This window comes from Klebsiella aerogenes KCTC 2190, assembly GCF_000215745.1.
Classification (GTDB): Bacteria; Pseudomonadota; Gammaproteobacteria; order Enterobacterales; family Enterobacteriaceae; genus Klebsiella; species Klebsiella aerogenes.
Window position 1 is genome coordinate 208,920 of the sequence record NC_015663.1, and the last position, 21,392, is coordinate 230,311.

Consider the following 21,392-nt stretch of genomic DNA (forward strand, 5'->3'; position numbering starts at 1 on the left):
TTTAAAAGCCTTGGTCTATTGTAACCATCGAACAAAAGACATTGTCCTTTATTCGCGCCTCATCGATAATATGTAACATTACAGAAACAAATCGGCCACGTGCCGCGCTGCAACCCCATAACCAGAGGTTAGTTATGAATACCGTTTGTGCCAGTTGTCAGGCTCTTAACCGCATCCCCGAAGACCGTAGCGCCGATGGCGCCAAGTGCGGACGCTGCGGCCACGATCTCTTTGACGGCGATGTCATCAACGCGACCGGGGCAACGCTGGATAAACTATTAAAGGACGATCTGCCAGTCGTTATTGATTTCTGGGCCCCGTGGTGCGGCCCATGCCGTAGCTTTGCGCCGATCTTTGAAGATGTGGCTGAAGAGCGCAGCGGCGAAATGCGTTTTGTGAAAGTGAACACTGAAGCCGAACGCGAACTGAGCGCTCGCTTCCGCATCCGTAGCATTCCAACCATTATGATGTTTAAAAATGGTGAAATGGTCGACATGCTGAATGGCGCCGTCCCCAAAGCGCCGTTCGATAGCTGGCTGAACGAAGCCAACCAGCAGTAACCCCACAGGGGCACCGCTTGTGCCCCGTTTTCTCCTCTGCGACAATAGCGTTTTTCATTAGCGACTCCCATGATTGATAACGCTGTCCTTCGGCTACGCGCCGAACGCCTCGCGCGCGCAACCCGGCCTTTTCTTGCTCGCGGCAACCGCATCCGCCGCTGCCAGCGCTGCCTGCTCCCCCTAAAACAGTGTCTGTGCGCAACGCTGGCGCCGGCGCAGGCCGACAGCCGCTTTTGCCTGGTAATGTTCGACACCGAGCCGATGAAGCCCAGCAATACCGGGCGCCTTATCGCCGATATTCTGCCCAACACCGAAGCGTTTCAGTGGTCGCGTACCGAGCCGCCGCAGGCGCTGCTCGATCTGGTCGCCAACCCCGATTATCAGCCCATGGTCGTCTTTCCGGCCTCTTATGCCGGAGCGGAACGCCAGGTACTGAGCGCCCCGCCGGAGGGTAAGCCGCCGCTGTTTATTATGCTCGACGGCACCTGGACGGAAGCGCGGAAAATGTTTCGCAAAAGCCCGTATCTCGATGCGCTGCCGGTAATCTCTGTCGACCTGTCGCGCATCTCCGCCTATCACCTGCGCGAAGCCCATGCCGACGGTCAGTACTGTACGGCGGAAGTCGCCATCGCCCTGCTGGACTTAGCCGGCGACGCGCAGGCGGCGGCCGCGCTTGGCGATCACTTTAGCCTGTTCAGAAGCCGCTATCTGGCGGGAAAAACGCAGCATAAGGGCAGTATCACAGCACAACAGGCTGAAAGCGTTTAAAATCATTCGGTCACAGGGGATCAAAGGAGACCGGAATGAGCCAACGAGGCCTGGAAGCACTGCTGCGGCCAAAATCGATCGCCGTCATTGGCGCATCGATGAAACCGCAGCGCGCTGGCTATTTAATGATGCGCAATTTGTTGGCTGGCGGTTTTAATGGCCCGGTCCTGCCGGTGACGCCCGCCTGGAAAGCGGTGCTTGGCGTACTGGCGTGGCCGACTATCGACAGCCTGCCCTTTACCCCGGATCTGGCGGTGCTCTGTACTAATGCCCGCCGCAATCTCGAGTTGCTCGAGGCCTTAGGGCGGAAAGGGTGTAAAACCTGCATTATCCTCTCTTCACAGCCAGACCAGTACCCGGCGCTGCTCGAGTGCGCCGCCCGTTATCAAATGCGTCTGCTCGGTCCCAACAGCCTGGGGCTGCTGGCGCCGTGGCAGGGCCTGAACGCCAGCTTTTCGCCGGTCCCTATCCAGCGCGGCAAGCTGGCGTTTATCTCGCAATCCGCCGCCGTCTCTAACACCATTCTGGACTGGGCGCAGCAGCGTGAAATGGGCTTCTCGTACTTTATTGCGCTTGGAGATAGTCTTGATATCGACGTCGACGACCTGCTCGATTTTCTCGCCCGCGATAGCAAGACCAGCGCTATTTTGCTCTATCTGGAGCATCTCAGCGATGCCCGGCGTTTTGTCTCCGCCGCCCGTAGCGCCTCGCGTAATAAACCCATTCTGGTCATCAAAAGCGGCCGCAGCCCGGCGGCGCAGAAATTACTGCATGTCAACTCAGGGATGGATCCCGCCTGGGATGCCGCTATTCAGCGGGCGGGGCTGCTGCGCGTGCAGGACACCCACGAGCTCTTTTCCGCCGTTGAAACCCTGAGCCATATGCGCCCATTGCGCGGCGAAAAGCTGATGATTATCAGCAATGGCGCCGCGCCGGCGGCGCTGGCGTTGGACGAACTGTGGCTGCGTAACGGCAAACTCGCCAATCTCAGTGAAGCCACCTGCGACCAGCTCAGGCAGGTGTTACCGACGGGCGTCGAGGTCGCTAATCCTCTGGATCTACGCGATGACGCCAGCAGCGAGCACTATCTCAAGGCGCTGAATGTGTTGCTGGACAGCCAGGATTATGATGCGCTGCTGGTGATCCACTCCCCCAGCGCCGCGGCGCCGGGCACCGAAAGCGCGCTGGCGTTGATTGATGCCCTTAAGCGTCATCCACGCGGGAAATACGTCACGGTGCTGACGAACTGGTGCGGGGAGTACTCTTCCCAGGAGGCGCGACGGTTGTTTAGCGAGGCCGGTATCCCAACCTATCGCACGCCGGAAGGCACTATTACCGCCTTTATGCATATGGTCGAGTACCGGCGCAACCAGAAGCAACTGCGGGAAACGCCGGTGCTTTCCGATACGCTGACCGCCAATACCGCGGAGGCCCACACGCTGTTGCAGCGCGCGCTGAGCGAAGGCGCGACCTCGCTGGACACCCATGAGGTCAGCCCGCTGCTGCGCGCCTACGGCATCCATACTCTTCCCACCTGGATTGCCGCCGACAGCGCCGAAGCGGTACATATCGCCGAGCAGATTGGCTACCCGGTGGCGTTGAAGCTACGTTCGCCGGATATTCCGCATAAATCGGAAGTTCAGGGCGTCATGCTCTATTTACGTACCCCAGCTGAAGTCCAGCAGGCGGCGGACGCGATTATCGACCGGGTAAAAATGGCCTGGCCGCAGGCGCGCATTCATGGCCTGTTGGTACAGAGTATGGCCAACCGTGCCGGGGCGCAGGAGCTCCGGGTCGTCGTCGAGCATGACCCGCTTTTCGGCCCGCTGATTATGCTTGGCGAGGGCGGCGTCGAATGGCGAGCGGAAAATCAGGCCGCGGTCGCACTGCCGCCGCTGAATATGAACCTGGCGCGTTATCTGGTGATCCAGGCCATCAAGAGTAAAAAGATCCGCGGACGCAGCGCGCTACGCCCGTTGGATATTCCCGGCCTCAGCCAACTGCTGGTGCAGGTCTCTAACCTGATTGTCGATTGCCCCGAGATCCAGCGGCTGGATATTCACCCCTTGCTTGCTTCCGGCAACGAGTTTACCGCCCTCGACGTTACTCTCAGCCTGGCGCCATTTAGCGGCGACAGCGAAAGCCGACTGGCAGTCAGACCCTATCCGCAGCAACTTGAGGAATGGGTGGAAATGAAAAACGGCGAGCGCTGCCTGTTCCGGCCGATCCTGCCTGAGGATGAACCACTATTATTGGCCTTTATTGAGCGGGTCACCAAAGAAGATCTCTATTACCGCTACTTCAGCGAGATCAACGAATTCACCCATGACGACTTAGCCAATATGACGCAGATCGACTACGATCGTGAAATGGCCTTTGTTGCGGTTCGCGCCACGGAGCAAGGAAGCGAGATCCTCGGCGTGACCAGAGCAATTTCCGATCCTGATAATATTGATGCCGAGTTTGCCGTGCTGGTGCGTTCTGACCTGAAAGGTTTAGGCCTTGGCCGACAGCTTCTTGAAAAACTGATCGCCTATACGCAGAGCCATGGATTACAGCGCTTAAATGGCATCACCATGCCAAATAACCGCGGCATGATAGGCCTTGCCAGAAAGCTTGGTTTTGCAGTGGATATCCAGTTAGAAGACGGAATAGTGAGCCTGTCTCTTGCGCTGAATACGTTACATTCGGTGACAAGCGACAGCAATTAATGACCACATTCGCGGGTAGTAATGGTATTATTGCCCGCTTACGTCATCTGCATGGTACAGAAGACCCTTCAATAAACAGAGAAGAAACGCACTGTGATGTTGTCAAAATTTAAGCGTAATAAACATCAACAACACCTTGCCCAACTCCCTAAGCTCTCTCAGTCAGTTGATGATATCGAGTTCTTTTACGCGCCGGCTGATTTCCGCCAGGCGCTACTGGCAAAGATAGCCCACGCCACCCAGCGTATTTGCATTATTGCGCTCTATCTTGAGCAAGATGATGGCGGAAAAGGAATACTGCAAGCCCTGTATGACGCTAAACGCCAGCGTCCAGAACTGGATGTGCGCGTGCTGGTTGACTGGCATCGCGCCCAGCGTGGCCGTATCGGCGCGGCAGCCTCCAATACCAATGCCGATTGGTACTGTCGCATGGCCCAGGAAAACCCAGGGATTGATATCCCGGTGTATGGCGTCCCGGTCAATACCCGGGAAGCGCTCGGCGTGCTCCATTTTAAAGGCTTCATCATCGATGACAGCGTTATTTATAGCGGCGCCAGCCTGAACGATGTGTACCTGCATCAGCATGATAAATATCGCTACGATCGCTATCAGTGCATCCGCAACGGCAAGATGGCCGACGTGATGTTCGACTGGGTCGAGCAGAATCTGGTACAGGGTCGCGGCGTGAATCGACTCGATCGCCCGGATCGACCAAAAAGCCCGGAAATCAAAAATGATATTCGCCAGTATCGCCAGGATCTGCGCGAAAGCGGCTATCACTTCACCGGCAATGCCGATGAAGATCAACTGTCAGTCACACCGCTGGTCGGGCTCGGTAAATCGAGCCTGCTCAACAAGACTATCTTCCACCTGATGCCGTGTGCGGAACATAAGCTGACCATCTGCACCCCGTATTTCAACCTGCCCGCCGTACTGGTCAGAAATATTATTTCTCTGCTACGCAGCGGAAAAAAAGTGGAAATCATCGTCGGCGACAAGACCGCGAACGACTTCTATATCCCGGAAGATCAGCCGTTTAAAATCATCGGCGCATTGCCTTATTTGTACGAAATTAACCTGCGTCGCTTCCTGAGCCGTCTGCAGTATTATGTGAATACCGATCAGCTCATCGTACGTTTATGGAAAGATGACGATAACAGCTACCACCTGAAAGGCATGTGGGTTGATAACGAGTGGATGCTGCTGACCGGCAACAACCTCAATCCGCGCGCCTGGCGGCTGGATTTAGAAAATGCCGTACTGATCCACGATCCTAAGCATCAACTGCGCGAAATGCGGGAAAAGGAGCTTCAGCTCATCCGTACACATACGACGGTAGTGAAGCACTATCGCGATCTACAAAGCATCGCCGACTATCCGGTGAAGGTGAAAAAGCTCATCCGCCGTCTGCGGCGCATCCGCATCGACCGCCTCATCAGCCGCATTCTCTAAGATCAACGCCCCGTAATCCGGGGCTTTTTTTCAGGAAGAATTATGCGCTACTTCATCATTATTGCCCCTTTACTACTCAGCGGCTGCAGCCATATGGCCAATGATGCCTGGAGCGGTCAGGACAAGGCCCAACACTTTCTCGCGTCGGCAATGCTCTCCGCCGCCGGCAATGAATATGCGCAGCATCAGGGGTACAGCCGCGATCGCAGCGCCGCCATCGGTCTGATGTTTTCCGTTAGTCTGGGGGCATCAAAAGAGTTATGGGACAGCCGCCCGGCAGGGAGCGGCTGGAGCTGGAAGGATTTCGCCTGGGATGTCGCCGGTGCCACCACCGGCTATACGGTGTGGCAACTGGCGCATCAATAAGGTTACAAACGCAACCCCTTCCCTTTACCATGCAGCATCAGGGAGACCAGGAAGGCAATCGCCGCCATTACCGTCACGTACCAGTAGAAGGCATTCTCCATTCCTATAGATTTAAGCGACAGCGCGACGTATTCAGCCGAACCGCCGAATAGCGCGTTTGCTACCGCATAGGACAGGCCCACGCCCAGCGCGCGAACCTGTGCCGGAAACATTTCCGCCTTCAGGATCCCGCTGATGGAGGTGTAGAAGCTGACGATCAGCAACGCGCAAATCACCAGCGCAAATGCGGCATACGGCGAGCTAACATTCTGCAGCGCACTCAAGATTGGCACGGTAAACAGCGTCGCCAGCACGCCGAAACACAACATTGAAGTACGGCGCCCCACCTTATCCGAGAAGGCGCCAAATAGCGGTTGTACCAGCATATACACGAAAAGCGCCGCCGTCATAATCATGCTGGCGGTGCTGGCCGTCATGCCGGCGGTATTCACCAGATATTTTTGCATATACGTGGTGAAGGTGTAAAAAGTCAGCGAACCGGCGGCAGTAAAGCCCAGCACCATGACAAAAGCCCGGCGATTACGCCACAAACCTTTAAAGGAACCGGCCTCTTTCAGCGCACGGGTTTCCTGCTTCGAGGTTTCATCCAACTGACGACGCAGCCACAGCGCGACGATGGCCAGTACTGCGCCCAGCGCAAAAGGAATACGCCATCCCCATGCATGCAAATCTTCATCACTGAGGATTTGCTGTAGTGCGACAACGACCAGTACCGCCAGCAGTTGACCGCCAATTAACGTAACGTACTGGAAGGAGGCGTAGAATCCTTTCTTTCCTTCTACTGCGACTTCACTCATGTAGGTCGCGCTGGTGCCATATTCCCCGCCAACGGACAGGCCCTGGAACAGACGTGCCAGCAACAGCAGTGCCGGCGCCCAGGTACCGATAGTGGCGTATCCCGGTAGACAAGCAATCACCAGCGAGCCGAAGCACATCATGCATACCGAAATAAGCATTGAGGCTTTACGTCCGCGCCGGTCAGCAATACGGCCAAATAGCCAGCCGCCGATGGGGCGCATCAGGAAGCCAGCAGCAAAAACTCCGGCCGTTTGTAACAATTGAGTGGTGGTATTTCCTGAAGGGAAGAAGATGTGCGCAAAATAGAGTGAGCAAAATGAGTAGACATAAAAATCAAACCATTCCACCAGGTTCCCTGAAGATGCCCCCACAATTGCCCATACACGGCGCCGGGTATCGCCCTGCTCCAGGGAACCCTGCTCGTTAATGCTACTTTCTGTCATTATAATTTTGCTCCAGCAAAGACCGTAATCTGTCTCATCGGGCGTGACACGTCACTCAGACAAATTAATTAGTGAACCAAATGTTATATAATTGTTATTTATTTATATGTGATTGTATTCACATTTTTTTTCGTAACACCGGTTTTCGCGATTAACGTCAGCACATGAGCAGCGAAAAAGTGAATTATGGCGAAGTGGTTACAACGACGGGGTTTTATATGGCTTTGAATGAAGGTGATGAGATGGTGTAGCAAGATTTTCCCGCAGGCGGGGAACGATCGGTAGCCCCGGTAAGCGTAGCGCCACCGGGGAAGATGGCGGCGCGCCTGGCCGCAAAACACCAAAACAAAAGGCCCGGTCTTCCGACTGAGCCTTTCGTTTTATTTGATGCCTGGCAGTTTATGGCGGGCGTCCTGCCCGCCACCCTCCGGGCCGTTGCTGCGCAACGTTCAAATCCGCTCCCGGCGGATTTGTCCTACTCCGGAGAGCGCTCACCGACAAACAACAGATAAAACAAAAGGCCCAGTCTTTCGACTGAGCCTTTCGCTTTATTTGATGCCTGGCAGTTCCCTACTCTCACATGGGGAGACCCCACACTACCATCGGCGCTACGGCGTTTCACTTCTGAGTTCGGCATGGGGTCAGGTGGGACCACCGCGCTATCGCCGCCAGGCAAATTCTGTTTTCAACACGTCCTCAGGACGCATCGAGTAATCTGTATCAGGCTGAAAATCATCTCAAATCGCCAAAACACCTTCGGCGTTGTAAGGTTAAGCCTCACGGTTCATTAGTATCGGTTAGCTCAACGTATCGCTACGCTTACACACCCGACCTATCAACGTCATCGTCTTTAACGTTCCTTCAGGAGACTTAAAGTCTCAGGGAGAACTCATCTCGGGGCAAGTTTCGTGCTTAGATGCTTTCAGCACTTATCTCTTCCGCATTTAGCTACCGGGCAATGCCATTGGCATGACAACCCGAACACCAGTGATGCGTCCACTCCGGTCCTCTCGTACTAGGAGCAGCCCCCCTCAATTCTCCAGCGCCCACGGCAGATAGGGACCGAACTGTCTCACGACGTTCTAAACCCAGCTCGCGTACCACTTTAAATGGCGAACAGCCATACCCTTGGGACCTACTTCAGCCCCAGGATGTGATGAGCCGACATCGAGGTGCCAAACACCGCCGTCGATATGAACTCTTGGGCGGTATCAGCCTGTTATCCCCGGAGTACCTTTTATCCGTTGAGCGATGGCCCTTCCATTCAGAACCACCGGATCACTATGACCTGCTTTCGCACCTGCTCGCGCCGTCACGCTCGCAGTCAAGCTAGCTTATGCCATTGCACTAACCTCCTGATGTCCGACCAGGATTAGCTAACCTTCGTGCTCCTCCGTTACTCTTTGGGAGGAGACCGCCCCAGTCAAACTACCCACCAGACACTGTCCGCAACCCCGATTAGGGGCCAACGTTAGAACATCAAACATTAAAGGGTGGTATTTCAAGGTTGGCTCCACGCAGACTGGCGTCCACGCTTCAAAGCCTCCCACCTATCCTACACATCAAGGCTCAATGTTCAGTGTCAAGCTATAGTAAAGGTTCACGGGGTCTTTCCGTCTTGCCGCGGGTACACTGCATCTTCACAGCGAGTTCAATTTCACTGAGTCTCGGGTGGAGACAGCCTGGCCATCATTACGCCATTCGTGCAGGTCGGAACTTACCCGACAAGGAATTTCGCTACCTTAGGACCGTTATAGTTACGGCCGCCGTTTACCGGGGCTTCGATCAAGAGCTTCTCCTTACGGATAACCCCATCAATTAACCTTCCGGCACCGGGCAGGCGTCACACCGTATACGTCCACTTTCGTGTTTGCACAGTGCTGTGTTTTTAATAAACAGTTGCAGCCAGCTGGTATCTTCGACTGATTTCAGCTCCACCCGCAGGGACTTCACCTACATATCAGCGTGCCTTCTCCCGAAGTTACGGCACCATTTTGCCTAGTTCCTTCACCCGAGTTCTCTCAAGCGCCTTGGTATTCTCTACCTGACCACCTGTGTCGGTTTGGGGTACGATTCAATGTTACCTGATGCTTAGAGGCTTTTCCTGGAAGCAGGGCATTTGTTACTTCAGCACCGTAGTGCCTCGTCATCACACCTCAGCGTTAAAAGGTACCGGATTTACCTGGAACCTCCGCCTACATGCTTAAACCGGGACAACCGTCGCCCGGCTAACATAGCCTTCTCCGTCCCCCCTTCGCAGTAACACCAAGTACAGGAATATTAACCTGTTTCCCATCGACTACGCCTTTCGGCCTCGCCTTAGGGGTCGACTCACCCTGCCCCGATTAACGTTGGACAGGAACCCTTGGTCTTCCGGCGTGCGGGCTTTTCACCCGCATTATCGTTACTTATGTCAGCATTCGCACTTCTGATACCTCCAGCAACCCTCACAGGCCACCTTCGCAGGCTTACAGAACGCTCCCCTACCCAACAACACATAGTGTCGCTGCCGCAGCTTCGGTGCACAGTTTAGCCCCGTTACATCTTCCGCGCAGGCCGACTCGACCAGTGAGCTATTACGCTTTCTTTAAATGATGGCTGCTTCTAAGCCAACATCCTGGCTGTCTGTGCCTTCCCACATCGTTTCCCACTTAACTGTGACTTTGGGACCTTAGCTGGCGGTCTGGGTTGTTTCCCTCTTCACGACGGACGTTAGCACCCGCCGTGTGTCTCCCGTGATAACATTCTTCGGTATTCGTAGTTTGCATCGGGTTGGTAAGTCGGGATGACCCCCTAGCCGAAACAGTGCTCTACCCCCGAAGATGAATTCACGAGGCGCTACCTAAATAGCTTTCGGGGAGAACCAGCTATCTCCCGGTTTGATTGGCCTTTCACCCCCAGCCACAAGTCATCCGCTAATTTTTCAACATTAGTCGGTTCGGTCCTCCAGTTAGTGTTACCCAACCTTCAACCTGCCCATGGCTAGATCACCGGGTTTCGGGTCTATACCCTGCAACTTAACGCCCAGTTAAGACTCGGTTTCCCTGCGGCTCCCCTATACGGTTAACCTTGCTACAGAATATAAGTCGCTGACCCATTATACAAAAGGTACGCAGTCACACCCGAAGGTGCTCCCACTGCTTGTACGTACACGGTTTCAGGTTCTTTTTCACTCCCCTCGCCGGGGTTCTTTTCGCCTTTCCCTCACGGTACTGGTTCACTATCGGTCAGTCAGGAGTATTTAGCCTTGGAGGATGGTCCCCCCATATTCAGACAGGATACCACGTGTCCCGCCCTACTCTTCGAGTTCACAGCCTGTGCATTTTGGTGTACGGGACTATCACCCTGTACCGTCGGACTTTCCAGACCGTTCCACTAACACACAAGCTGATTCAGACTCTGGGCTGCTCCCCGTTCGCTCGCCGCTACTGGGGGAATCTCGGTTGATTTCTTTTCCTCGGGGTACTTAGATGTTTCAGTTCCCCCGGTTCGCCTCGTTAACCTATGTATTCAGTTAACGATAGTGCAACGAATTGCACTGGGTTTCCCCATTCGGACATCGCCGGCTGTAACGGTTCATATCACCTTACCGACGCTTTTCGCAGATTAGCACGTCCTTCATCGCCTCTGACTGCCAGGGCATCCACCGTGTACGCTTAGTCGCTTAACCTCACAACCCGAAGATGTTTCGTAAAACACCCACGTGTTGCGAAAATTTGAGAGACTCGAACACACATTAACTGTGTGTCGTTTCAATTTTCAGCTTGATCCAGATTTTTAAAGAGCAAATATCTCAAACGTCACCCGAAGATGAGTTTTGAGATATATCGGCACGCGTCTTTCACTCACGAACCAGCAAGTGGCGTCCCCTAGGGGATTCGAACCCCTGTTACCGCCGTGAAAGGGCGGTGTCCTGGGCCTCTAGACGAAGGGGACACTGAAGTCTCAATCGCAAGACGCCTTGCTTCTCTACTTTCATCAGACAATCTGTGTGAGCACTACAAAGGCAGGTTCTTTAAGGTAAGGAGGTGATCCAACCGCAGGTTCCCCTACGGTTACCTTGTTACGACTTCACCCCAGTCATGAATCACAAAGTGGTAAGCGCCCTCCCGAAGGTTAAGCTACCTACTTCTTTTGCAACCCACTCCCATGGTGTGACGGGCGGTGTGTACAAGGCCCGGGAACGTATTCACCGTAGCATTCTGATCTACGATTACTAGCGATTCCGACTTCATGGAGTCGAGTTGCAGACTCCAATCCGGACTACGACATACTTTATGAGGTCCGCTTGCTCTCGCGAGGTCGCTTCTCTTTGTATATGCCATTGTAGCACGTGTGTAGCCCTACTCGTAAGGGCCATGATGACTTGACGTCATCCCCACCTTCCTCCAGTTTATCACTGGCAGTCTCCTTTGAGTTCCCGGCCGGACCGCTGGCAACAAAGGATAAGGGTTGCGCTCGTTGCGGGACTTAACCCAACATTTCACAACACGAGCTGACGACAGCCATGCAGCACCTGTCTCAGAGTTCCCGAAGGCACCAAAGCATCTCTGCTAAGTTCTCTGGATGTCAAGAGTAGGTAAGGTTCTTCGCGTTGCATCGAATTAAACCACATGCTCCACCGCTTGTGCGGGCCCCCGTCAATTCATTTGAGTTTTAACCTTGCGGCCGTACTCCCCAGGCGGTCGACTTAACGCGTTAGCTCCGGAAGCCACGCCTCAAGGGCACAACCTCCAAGTCGACATCGTTTACGGCGTGGACTACCAGGGTATCTAATCCTGTTTGCTCCCCACGCTTTCGCACCTGAGCGTCAGTCTTTGTCCAGGGGGCCGCCTTCGCCACCGGTATTCCTCCAGATCTCTACGCATTTCACCGCTACACCTGGAATTCTACCCCCCTCTACAAGACTCTAGCCTGCCAGTTTCGAATGCAGTTCCCAGGTTGAGCCCGGGGATTTCACATCCGACTTGACAGACCGCCTGCGTGCGCTTTACGCCCAGTAATTCCGATTAACGCTTGCACCCTCCGTATTACCGCGGCTGCTGGCACGGAGTTAGCCGGTGCTTCTTCTGCGAGTAACGTCAATCGCCAAGGTTATTAACCTTAACGCCTTCCTCCTCGCTGAAAGTACTTTACAACCCGAAGGCCTTCTTCATACACGCGGCATGGCTGCATCAGGCTTGCGCCCATTGTGCAATATTCCCCACTGCTGCCTCCCGTAGGAGTCTGGACCGTGTCTCAGTTCCAGTGTGGCTGGTCATCCTCTCAGACCAGCTAGGGATCGTCGCCTAGGTGAGCCATTACCCCACCTACTAGCTAATCCCATCTGGGCACATCTGATGGCATGAGGCCCGAAGGTCCCCCACTTTGGTCTTGCGACGTTATGCGGTATTAGCTACCGTTTCCAGTAGTTATCCCCCTCCATCAGGCAGTTTCCCAGACATTACTCACCCGTCCGCCGCTCGTCACCCGAGAGCAAGCTCTCTGTGCTACCGCTCGACTTGCATGTGTTAGGCCTGCCGCCAGCGTTCAATCTGAGCCATGATCAAACTCTTCAATTTAAGTTTGATGCTCGTGAATTAAACTTCGTAATGAATTACGTATGTTCACTCAGAGACTTGGTATTCATTTTTCGTCCGAGGACGTTAAGAATCCATGTCACTTTGAGTGCCCACACAGATTGTCTGATAAATTGTTAAAGAGCAGTTGCAACGCGGCTTTCAGCTCACCGTTGCGAGGTCCCGTATAATACGTTTTCCTCATTCAGAGTCAAGCGCTTATTTCACTTTTCTCTGTCGGTTTTCAGCGTCACATTTCGCTGCTGAAAACCTGCTGACCCGGCGGCTTGTTTGCCGTTGTTCCGTGTCAGTGGAGGCGCATTATAGGGAGTAATTCTGAAGTGACAAGCATAAATTCAAAAAAACAATTCAAGCGCTCACTTTTCAACCAAATTAACGTTTGAACTTTAATTCTTGCCTGGTTTTTAAACAAAAACGAGCCCAAAGGGCCCGTTTTTGTCGTTTTGTGACTTACTGCACTGCTACGATGCGGTCGTCTTTTACCACCAGCTCGACGGTTTTCCCCGGAACCAGCTCGCCAGACAGGATTTGCTGAGCTAACGGGTTCTCTATCTGTTGCTGGATGGCACGTTTCAATGGACGCGCGCCGTATACCGGGTCGTAGCCATTTTCGCTCAACAGCTTCAACGCCTCATCGGACATATGCACTTCATAGCCGCGCTCTTCCAGACGTTTATACAAACGCTGCAGTTGGATCTGCGCAATAGAAGCAATATGTTTTTCACCCAACGGATGGAAGACCACCACTTCATCGATACGGTTGATAAACTCCGGACGGAAGCGCTGGCTAACCACGCCAAGCACCAGATCCTTCATATGACCGTAGTCCAGCTCGCCGAAACGTTCCTGAATCAGATCGGAACCGAGGTTAGAGGTCATGATGACAACCGTATTACGGAAGTCGACCGTTCTCCCCTGCCCGTCGGTCAGGCGACCATCGTCAAGCACCTGCAGCAGAATGTTAAATACATCCGGATGCGCTTTTTCCACTTCATCCAACAGGATGACGGAATAAGGACGACGACGAACCGCTTCGGTCAGATACCCGCCCTCTTCGTAACCCACGTATCCCGGAGGCGCGCCGACCAGACGCGAGACGGAGTGTTTCTCCATAAACTCGGACATATCGATACGCACCATCGCGTCGTCGCTGTCGAACATAAAGTTAGCCAGCGTTTTGCAAAGCTCGGTTTTACCCACCCCGGTCGGGCCGAGGAACAGGAACGAACCAATAGGCCGGTTCGGGTCAGACAGCCCGGCGCGGCTACGGCGAATGGCGTTGGATACCGCTTCAACCGCTTCATCCTGGCCAATGACGCGGTGATGCAGATCCTGTTCCATACGCAACAGTTTTTCGCGCTCGCTTTCCATCATGCGCGCCACCGGAATACCGGTCCAGCGCGCCAGCACTTCGGCAATCTCGGCATCGGTTACTTTGTTACGTAACAGGCGCATCGTTTTGCCTTCAGACTGGGTGGCTGCCGCCAGCTGTTTTTCCAGCTCCGGAATTTTACCGTATTGCAGTTCGGACATCCGCGCGAGGTCGCCAAGACGTCGTGCTTGTTCGATAGCAATTTTGGCTTGTTCCAGCTCAGCTTTAATAGTCTGCGTACCGGAGAGCGATGCTTTTTCCGCTTTCCACTCTTCTTCCAGCACCGAATACTGACTTTCTTTGTCCGCCAGCTCTTCATTAAGCATATCGAGACGCTTCAGGCTCGCTTCATCCGCCTCTTTCTTCAGCGCCTGCTGTTCCAGCTTCAACTGGATGATACGGCGATCGAGACGGTCCAGCTCTTCCGGCTTCGAGTCGATCTGCATACGGATGCTGGATGCTGCTTCATCGATAAGGTCGATGGCTTTATCCGGCAACTGACGGTCGGCAATATAGCGATGCGACAGGGTCGCCGCCGCCACGATGGCCGGGTCAGTGATCTGCACGTGGTGGTGCAGTTCATAACGTTCTTTCAGACCGCGCAGTATGGCGATGGTATCTTCTACCGTCGGCTCGGCAACGAACACTTTCTGGAAACGACGTTCCAGCGCGGCGTCTTTTTCAATGTACTGGCGGTATTCGTCAAGGGTGGTGGCGCCGACGCAGTGCAGTTCACCCCGCGCCAGGGCCGGTTTCAGCATGTTGCCGGCATCCATCGCGCCGTCGGCTTTACCCGCGCCGACCATGGTGTGCAGCTCATCGATAAACAGGATAACGTTGCCTTCCTGTTTCGCCAGATCGTTCAGCACGCCTTTCAGACGCTCTTCGAATTCACCGCGATATTTCGCCCCGGCCACCAGCGCGCCCATATCCAGCGCCAATACCCGACGGCCTTTCAGCCCTTCAGGTACTTCGCCGTTGACGATACGCTGCGCCAGTCCTTCGACGATTGCCGTTTTACCCACCCCGGGTTCACCAATCAGCACCGGGTTGTTTTTAGTACGGCGCTGAAGTACCTGGATGGTACGACGGATCTCTTCATCACGGCCAATCACCGGGTCCAGTTTGCCTTGTTCGGCACGCTCGGTCAGATCGACGGTAAATTTTTTCAATGCCTGACGTTGGTCTTCGGCACCCTGATCGTTCACGCTTTCACCTCCGCGCATTTGTTCAATCGCCTGAGTCACATTGGCGGTTGTTGCTCCGGCAGATTTCAGCAGGTCGGTCAGCGTACCGCGTGATTCAAGCGCCGCCAGAACGAACAGTTCTGACGAAATAAAGTTATCCTTTCTCTTTTGCGCCAGCTTGTCGCAAAGATTGAGAATACGCACCAGATCCTGAGACGGCTGGACGTCGCCGCCGGTACCTTCTACCTGCGGTAAACGGCTCAGCGCCTGTTCGATTTGGCTGCGTAACGCCACGGCGTTAACACCCGCCGAGGTTAGTAAAGGATGCACCGATCCCCCTTCCTGATTCAGCAAGGCGCTCATTAGATGAAGTGGTTCGATGAATTGGTTGTCGTGCCCGAGTGCTAGCGACTGGGCATCGGCAAGAGCAAGCTGGAATTTATTAGTAAGACGATCCAGACGCATAACTCCTCCCATAAACAGGTCAAATTTGCTACTGGAGATTAAATGAGGTCATCCCTCAATTATTCAAGGTTAAAGACCTGAACTATGTGAAAAATAAGTTTGCCTTCTGGATCGTCTTGATTCTCTAGGTTATATCAGCCAAATGAAACTTGCCATACGACCTGTGGTCTTGTCGCGACGATAAGAGAAAAAATCATCTTTTTCACTTAGAGTGCAACGATCGCCGCCGAAAATCTGCTCCACGCCGACGTTAGCCAGGCGCTGACGAGCCAATTGATAGATATTAGCAAAATATTTTTCACCGGCAGGACGGAAGGCGCTCTCCGCCTGGGCATCTTTGGCGATGAAAGCCTCACGCACTTCCGCACCGACTTCAAACGCCTCAGGGCCAATTGCCGGACCAAGCCAGGCCAGGATATTTTCCGGTTTATCATTAAAGCAGGCGACCGTTTCTTCCAGTACGCCTTCACATAAGCCGCGCCATCCGGCGTGCGCTGCCGCCACCTCGGTTCCGGCGCGGTTACAGAACAGCACCGGCAGGCAGTCCGCGGTCATCACCGCACAAACGGTACCCGGCGTATTACAGTATGACGCATCGGCGCGTTTTGACACGTACGGCCCACCATCCAATTTTAGTACCGTGGTGCCATGCACCTGCTCCAGCCACACCGGATAAGAGGGTAATCCGCCAGCGGCAAACATCCGCCGGCGGTTTTCTTCGACATGCAGGAGATCGTCGCCGCAATGGGCGCCAAGGTTCAACGAGTCATACGGAGGCAGGCTCACGCCACCCACACGGGTAGAACTACAGGCCGCCACGCCTTTCGGCATAGGCCACTGCGGAACAATCAGCTTTGTCATAACCAGTCAATATCGTCCTTATGGGCTTCAAAATCGGCGCGCATGGCGTCGATCAGTTCCACCATATCCTGCGGGATCGGCGCGTGCCATTCCATCTCAATACCGGTAATTGGGTGATACAGACGCAGCATGGTCGCGTGTAATGCCTGGCGATCGAATTTGCGCAGCGCGCTGATGAACTCGTCCGATGCCCCTTTCGGCGGACGCGGGCGGCCGCCATAAACCTGATCGCCCACCAGCGGATGGGTAATATGCGCCATATGGACGCGGATTTGGTGGGTACGGCCGGTTTCCAGGCGCAGGCGCAAACGGGTGTGGATACGGAAATGTTCCATAATGCGGTAATGGGTCACCGCCGGTTTCCCCATCGGGTGAACCGCCATATGCGTGCGCTTGGTCGGGTGACGGCTGATTGGTTCTTCAACCGTACCGCCAGCGGTCATGTGGCCGATAGCCACCGCCTCATACTCGCGGGTAATTTCGCGCAGCTGCAGTGACTCGACCAGACGCGTTTGCGCCGGAATGGTCTTCGCCACGACCATCAGGCCGGTGGTATCTTTATCCAGACGGTGAACAATACCCGCGCGAGGGACATCGGCAATGGGCGGATAGTAATGCAGCAGCGCATTCAGCACAGTACCGTCAGGGTTGCCCGCACCAGGGTGCACAACCAAATCACGTGGTTTGTTGATGACCAGGATGTCGTCATCTTCATAGACGATATTGAGCGGAATATCCTGCGGTTCAAAACGCACGTCTTCCTCGATCTCAACATCGATAGAGACGGCTTCGCCGCCAAAAACTTTTTCTTTCGGCTTGTCGATGACGTTGCCGTTTACCAGCACGCGCTGGTCAAGGATCCATTCTTTTATCCGCGAACGTGAATAATCCGGGAACAATTCGGCCAAAGCCTGATCTAAGCGTTGACCGAGTTGGTTCTCGGACACCGTTGCGGTGAGTTGTACTCGTTGTGCCATATACAGCTTCTTCGTTTAACGTTGGGTTTTACGGCTTTGCCGTTTAATATAGTGTGCTATTGTAGCTGGTCTTAATCGGGAGCAGGAACAGAGATTCTCCCGCATAAACATTTTGAGGAAGTCAAAACGTCATGACGCGCATGAAATACCTGGTGGCAGCAGCCACACTGAGCCTGGCTTTGGTGGGTTGCTCTGGCTCAAAGGAGGAGGTGCCTGATAATCCGCCGAATGAAATTTACGCGACCGCCCAGCAAAAGTTGCAGGACGGTAACTGGAAACAGGCAATAACGCAACTGGAAGCGTTGGATAATCGCTATCCATTTGGTCCTTACTCCCAACAGGTACAGTTGGACCTGATTTATGCGTATTACAAAAATGCCGATTTGCCGCTGGCCCAGGCCGCAATCGATCGTTTCGCTCGTCTGAATCCTACGCATCCAAACATTGACTATGTCATCTATATGCGCGGCCTGACTAACATGGCCCTTGATGACAGCGCTCTGCAGGGCTTCTTCGGCGTCGATCGTTCCGACCGCGACCCGCAGCACGCTCGCGACGCATTCAATGATTTCTCGAAGCTGGTTCGCGGTTATCCGAACAGCCAGTACGCCACAGACGCCTACAAACGTCTGGTGTTCCTGAAAGACCGTCTGGCGAAGTATGAGCTGTCGGTGGTGGATTATTACACCGACCGCGGCGCCTGGGTTGCCGTCGTGAACCGCGTTGACGGTATGCTGCGTAACTACCCGGATACGCAGGCCACTCGCGATGCGCTGCCGAAGATGGAAAACGCCTATCGTCAGATGCAAATGAACGCGCAGGCTGACAAAGTCGCCAAAATCATCGCCGCCAACGGCAAAAACACCTGAGGGTGATAACTGAAAGCAAAACGGCAGCCCCTGGGCTGCCGTTTTTTTATTCGATGAACACCAGCGCTGAAGCGGTTTAGCGCCGAGTTAACTCATCAAATATGGCCTCCTTTCTTCATTTCGACAAGTAAAATCTCATCCGTTCCTGTCCTGTCTCACAAAATGAATTCGTTGACAAAAAGTGACATTTAAATGTGATTTAGATCACACATTTTGACATTAGGCGAGGTATGCTGGGTTCACCAAGACGGGAAAGACAAGAGGTAAAATTTATGACAATGAACATTACCAGTAAACAAATGGAAATTACTCCGGCAATCCGCCAGCATGTCGCAGACCGTCTCGCCAAACTGGATAAGTGGCAAACTCATTTAATCAACCCGCACATCATTCTCTCTAAGGAGCCGCAGGGTTTTATTGCTGACGCAACCATCAATACGCCGAACGGCCATCTGGTTGCCAGCGCGCGTCATGAAGACATGTACGCCGCCATTAACGAATTGATCAACAAGCTGGAACGGCAGCTGAATAAAGTGCAACACAAAGGGGAAGCCCGCCGCGCCGCCACATCGGTGAAAGAGGCAGGCTTTGTGGAAGAAGAAGAGTAATCCTTAACTTAAGTTGTGTCATGCCACGCGCCTTCGGGCGCGTTTTTCGTTTTTTAATTGACAGGATGAAAACAGTACAGGTACTGTAATCCACACTAACCTAAGGAATTCATCGTGAAACGACTCCCGTTCTTCTTCGCATTCTTTTTTACCTTCCCCTGACTGGGAGGCGGTTCGTCGTATAAGAAAGAATGCGAAGACGAATAACAAGGCCTCCCACGCGGGAGGCCTTTTTTATTGATAACAAGAAAGGCAACACAATTATGACCGAGGAAAACCCATTACTGGCCCTGCGCGACAAAATAAGCGCCCTGGATGAAAAACTGCTCGCGCTGCTGGCCGAACGCCGCGGCCTGGCGGTAGAAGTCGGGAAAGCGAAGCTGGAATCGCACCGTCCAGTACGCGATATCGACCGCGAACGCGACCTGCTGGAGCGTTTAATGACGCTTGGCAAAAAGCATCATCTGGACGCCCACTACATTACCCGCCTGTTCCAGCTGATTATTGAAGACTCCGTTCTTACCCAGCAGGCGCTACTGCAGCAGCATCTTAATAAGATTAACCCCCGCTCCGCGCGTATCGCCTTCCTTGGGCCTAAAGGCTCGTATTCACATCTTGCCGCGCGCCAGTACGCCGCGCGTCATTTTGAGCAATTTATCGAAAGCGGCTGCGCGAAATTCGCCGATATCTTTGAGCAGGTCGAAACCGGTCAGGCCGATTACGCCGTCGTGCCGATTGAAAACACCAGCTCCGGCGGGATCAACGATGTGTACGATCTGCTGCAGCATACCAGTCTGTCGATCGTCGGCGAACTGACGCTACCAATCGATCACTGTGTGCTCGTTTCATCCTCAACGGACGCTGATAAGATCGAGACCGTTTATAGCCATCCGCAGCCGTTCCAGCAATGCAGCCAGTATTTAAGCCGCTATCCGCACTGGAAAATCGAGTACACCGAGAGCACCTCAGCGGCGATGGAAAAAGTCGCGCAGGCAAAATCCCCCACCGTTGCCGCGCTGGGTAGCGAGGCCGGCGGCGCGCTGTACGGGCTGCAGGTGCTGGAGCACTGCCAGGCTAACCAGACGCAAAACATCACTCGTTTCCTGGTGCTGGCGCGTAAAGCGGTGAACGTATCCGATCAGGTGCCGGCGAAAACGACATTGTTAATCGCCACCGGCCAACAGGCTGGCGCGCTGGTTGAAGCGCTACTGGTGCTGCGTAACCACAACCTGATCATGAGCAAGCTGGAATCGCGCCCCATCCACGGTAACCCGTGGGAAGAGATGTTTTATCTGGATATTCAGGCCAACCTGGAATCCCTTCCCTTACGTAAGGCTTTAAAAGAGCTGGCCGAAATTACCCGTTCGATGAAAGTACTGGGCTGTTACCCGAGCGAAAACGTCGTGCCGGTCGACCCGGCTTAACGTTCAATAAATTGCCGTTTCTTCATCCCTGCCACCGCAACCGGCAGGGTGAAGATGGCGCCGGAAAGCGGATATTGCGCCACTTCGTCGGCGTCCATATTTTCCCGGGTGGTAGTGATATAGAGCGTTTTCATGTCCGCGCCGCCGAAACACACCATCGTGGGGCAACGCACCGGCACGCGATACTCTTCCAGTTGTTCTCCGTTCGGCGAAAAGCGGGCAATCCGCCAGCCGTCAAACATCGCGCTCCAGTAACAGCCTTCTTCATCAACCGCCGCACCGTCAGGGATCCCCTCTCCCGGATGGAAACGACGAAACACTTCCCGTATGCCCGGCTCGCCCTGCTCATCCAGCGGCGTGCGGTAAATCACCGCGTTCGGCGTATCGGAGGTATACATCCAGCGCTTATCGTCGCTAAACGCCAGACCATTAGCACCATGAATATCGCACTGCACCACCTTTGGCGTCAGGTCGTTATCAATACGCACCAGCAGCGCGCCATTGTAATCCCCCGGCCCCCAGAAGGTCCCTGCGTAAAAACGGCCATCCCGATCGGTACCGCCGTCGTTAAAACGCGCGAGATCCGGGTTACTTGGGTTATCACAGATTTTGCGTTGCAGCAGACCACGGGCATCACAAAGCCAGATACCGCTACGTAAGGCGACGATAAAACCTCCCTTCTCGCGCAGAGCAAAGCAGCCCACTTCTTCGGGAAATTGCAGGACCTGGTGTTCTTTATTGCGTGTATCGTAGCGGTGAATTTCGCACTCCAGAATATCCGCCCAGTACAGTGCCTGCTCGGCATCGCTCCAGGTTGGGCATTCCGGCAGGTGCCCGACGTAATCAAACAGCGGTTGCGGTTGAGCCATCTTTTCATCCCTATAAAAAAAGC

14 protein-coding genes, 1 tRNA gene, 3 rRNA genes and 1 other annotated feature are annotated in these 21,392 nt (G+C 54.2%); of the genes, 9 read left to right on the forward strand and 9 right to left on the reverse strand.

Translation table 11 applies throughout. The annotated features are described in order from the left end of the window. The first annotated feature begins 134 nt into the window (after positions 1-134). The 5 genes from trxC (at position 135) to EAE_RS01030 (ending at position 5,857) form a co-directional block, all read left to right on the forward strand. On the forward strand, positions 135-560 hold the full coding sequence (gene trxC / locus EAE_RS01010; protein WP_015370277.1) for a thioredoxin TrxC: 426 nt from the start codon (positions 135-137) through the stop codon (positions 558-560). Between the two features lie 69 nt (positions 561-629). Further along, complete coding sequence (tapT, locus tag EAE_RS01015; protein WP_015703189.1) at positions 630-1,328, forward strand: tRNA-uridine aminocarboxypropyltransferase; 699 nt, start codon at positions 630-632, stop codon at positions 1,326-1,328. A gap of 35 nt (positions 1,329-1,363) precedes the next feature. Continuing rightward, the gene (locus EAE_RS01020) at positions 1,364-4,039 is read left to right on the forward strand and encodes a bifunctional acetate--CoA ligase family protein/GNAT family N-acetyltransferase (RefSeq protein WP_015703190.1); all 2,676 of its coding nucleotides are present in this window, start codon (positions 1,364-1,366) and stop codon (positions 4,037-4,039) included. A gap of 96 nt (positions 4,040-4,135) precedes the next feature. Next, on the forward strand, positions 4,136-5,491 hold the full coding sequence (pssA, locus tag EAE_RS01025) for a CDP-diacylglycerol--serine O-phosphatidyltransferase (RefSeq protein WP_015370274.1): 1,356 nt from the start codon (positions 4,136-4,138) through the stop codon (positions 5,489-5,491). A 42-nt stretch (positions 5,492-5,533) separates the two neighbouring features. Then, positions 5,534-5,857: a YfiM family lipoprotein gene (locus tag EAE_RS01030; protein ID WP_015370273.1), complete on the forward strand. Its 324-nt coding sequence runs from the start codon at positions 5,534-5,536 to the stop codon at positions 5,855-5,857. 2 nt (positions 5,858-5,859) lie between these two features. Here the strand turns inward: EAE_RS01030 and EAE_RS01035 are convergent, their stop codons facing one another. The 8 genes from EAE_RS01035 to rluD form a co-directional block, all read right to left on the reverse strand. Beyond that, complete coding sequence (locus tag EAE_RS01035) at positions 5,860-7,158, reverse strand: MFS transporter (RefSeq protein ID WP_015370272.1); 1,299 nt, start codon at positions 7,156-7,158, stop codon at positions 5,860-5,862. Between the two features lie 557 nt (positions 7,159-7,715). Further along, a 5S ribosomal RNA gene (gene rrf, locus EAE_RS01040) occupies positions 7,716-7,831 on the reverse strand. A gap of 93 nt (positions 7,832-7,924) precedes the next feature. After that, positions 7,925-10,828 (reverse strand): 23S ribosomal RNA (locus tag EAE_RS01045). A gap of 190 nt (positions 10,829-11,018) precedes the next feature. Next, a tRNA-Glu gene (locus EAE_RS01050) sits at positions 11,019-11,094 on the reverse strand. An 85-nt stretch (positions 11,095-11,179) separates the two neighbouring features. After that, positions 11,180-12,719: ribosomal RNA gene (locus EAE_RS01055) — 16S ribosomal RNA — on the reverse strand. Together the 16S, 23S and 5S rRNA genes with 1 tRNA gene alongside form the textbook arrangement of a ribosomal RNA operon. A 468-nt stretch (positions 12,720-13,187) precedes the next feature. Beyond that, positions 13,188-15,761, reverse strand: a complete 2,574-nt coding sequence (gene clpB / locus EAE_RS01060) for an ATP-dependent chaperone ClpB (RefSeq protein ID WP_015703191.1) — start codon at positions 15,759-15,761, stop codon at positions 13,188-13,190. A gap of 129 nt (positions 15,762-15,890) precedes the next feature. After that, entirely contained in the window at positions 15,891-16,622 is a 732-nt protein-coding gene (yfiH, locus tag EAE_RS01065; protein WP_015703192.1) for a purine nucleoside phosphorylase YfiH, read from the reverse strand. Beyond that, a complete protein-coding gene (gene rluD, locus EAE_RS01070; protein ID WP_015370269.1) occupies positions 16,619-17,599 on the reverse strand; it encodes a 23S rRNA pseudouridine(1911/1915/1917) synthase RluD in 981 nt (326 codons plus the stop codon). The genes yfiH and rluD overlap by 4 nt, the downstream gene beginning before the upstream one ends. 131 nt (positions 17,600-17,730) lie before the next feature. Here rluD and bamD point away from each other — a divergent pair, with 131 nt between their 5' ends. The 4 genes from bamD to pheA all read left to right on the forward strand — a co-directional run bounded on the left by bamD (position 17,731) and on the right by pheA (position 20,500). Further along, complete coding sequence (gene bamD, locus EAE_RS01075; protein WP_015370268.1) at positions 17,731-18,468, forward strand: outer membrane protein assembly factor BamD; 738 nt, start codon at positions 17,731-17,733, stop codon at positions 18,466-18,468. Between the two features lie 272 nt (positions 18,469-18,740). Further along, complete coding sequence (gene raiA / locus EAE_RS01080; protein ID WP_002914111.1) at positions 18,741-19,076, forward strand: ribosome-associated translation inhibitor RaiA; 336 nt, start codon at positions 18,741-18,743, stop codon at positions 19,074-19,076. A 113-nt stretch (positions 19,077-19,189) separates the two neighbouring features. Next, positions 19,190-19,314: a sequence feature (Phe leader region), on the forward strand. Then, positions 19,191-19,238 (forward strand): pheA operon leader peptide PheL, encoded by a 48-nt coding sequence (gene pheL, locus EAE_RS01085; RefSeq protein ID WP_100279143.1) that lies wholly within the window; start codon positions 19,191-19,193, stop codon positions 19,236-19,238. (Overlaps the previous feature by 48 nt.) A 25-nt stretch (positions 19,315-19,339) precedes the next feature. Continuing rightward, entirely contained in the window at positions 19,340-20,500 is a 1,161-nt protein-coding gene (gene pheA / locus EAE_RS01090; protein WP_015370267.1) for a bifunctional chorismate mutase/prephenate dehydratase, read from the forward strand. On the opposite strand, the gene EAE_RS01095 is transcribed toward pheA, so the two are convergent. Then, positions 20,497-21,369, reverse strand: a complete 873-nt coding sequence (locus EAE_RS01095; RefSeq protein ID WP_015703193.1) for an SMP-30/gluconolactonase/LRE family protein — start codon at positions 21,367-21,369, stop codon at positions 20,497-20,499. The genes pheA and EAE_RS01095 overlap by 4 nt on opposite strands. Positions 21,370-21,392: the final 23 nt, after the last annotated feature.

Coding starts and splice junctions, on each gene's coding strand:
- trxC (WP_015370277.1), top strand. CDS start 135: ATGAATACCGTTTGTGCCAGTTGTCAGGCTCTTAACCGCATCCCCGAA.
- tapT (WP_015703189.1), top strand. CDS start 630: ATGATTGATAACGCTGTCCTTCGGCTACGCGCCGAACGCCTCGCGCGC.
- EAE_RS01020 (WP_015703190.1), top strand. CDS start 1,364: ATGAGCCAACGAGGCCTGGAAGCACTGCTGCGGCCAAAATCGATCGCC.
- pssA (WP_015370274.1), top strand. CDS start 4,136: ATGTTGTCAAAATTTAAGCGTAATAAACATCAACAACACCTTGCCCAA.
- EAE_RS01030 (WP_015370273.1), top strand. CDS start 5,534: ATGCGCTACTTCATCATTATTGCCCCTTTACTACTCAGCGGCTGCAGC.
- EAE_RS01035 (WP_015370272.1), bottom strand. CDS start 7,158: ATGACAGAAAGTAGCATTAACGAGCAGGGTTCCCTGGAGCAGGGCGAT.
- clpB (WP_015703191.1), bottom strand. CDS start 15,761: ATGCGTCTGGATCGTCTTACTAATAAATTCCAGCTTGCTCTTGCCGAT.
- yfiH (WP_015703192.1), bottom strand. CDS start 16,622: ATGACAAAGCTGATTGTTCCGCAGTGGCCTATGCCGAAAGGCGTGGCG.
- rluD (WP_015370269.1), bottom strand. CDS start 17,599: ATGGCACAACGAGTACAACTCACCGCAACGGTGTCCGAGAACCAACTC.
- bamD (WP_015370268.1), top strand. CDS start 17,731: ATGACGCGCATGAAATACCTGGTGGCAGCAGCCACACTGAGCCTGGCT.
- raiA (WP_002914111.1), top strand. CDS start 18,741: ATGACAATGAACATTACCAGTAAACAAATGGAAATTACTCCGGCAATC.
- pheA (WP_015370267.1), top strand. CDS start 19,340: ATGACCGAGGAAAACCCATTACTGGCCCTGCGCGACAAAATAAGCGCC.
- EAE_RS01095 (WP_015703193.1), bottom strand. CDS start 21,369: ATGGCTCAACCGCAACCGCTGTTTGATTACGTCGGGCACCTGCCGGAA.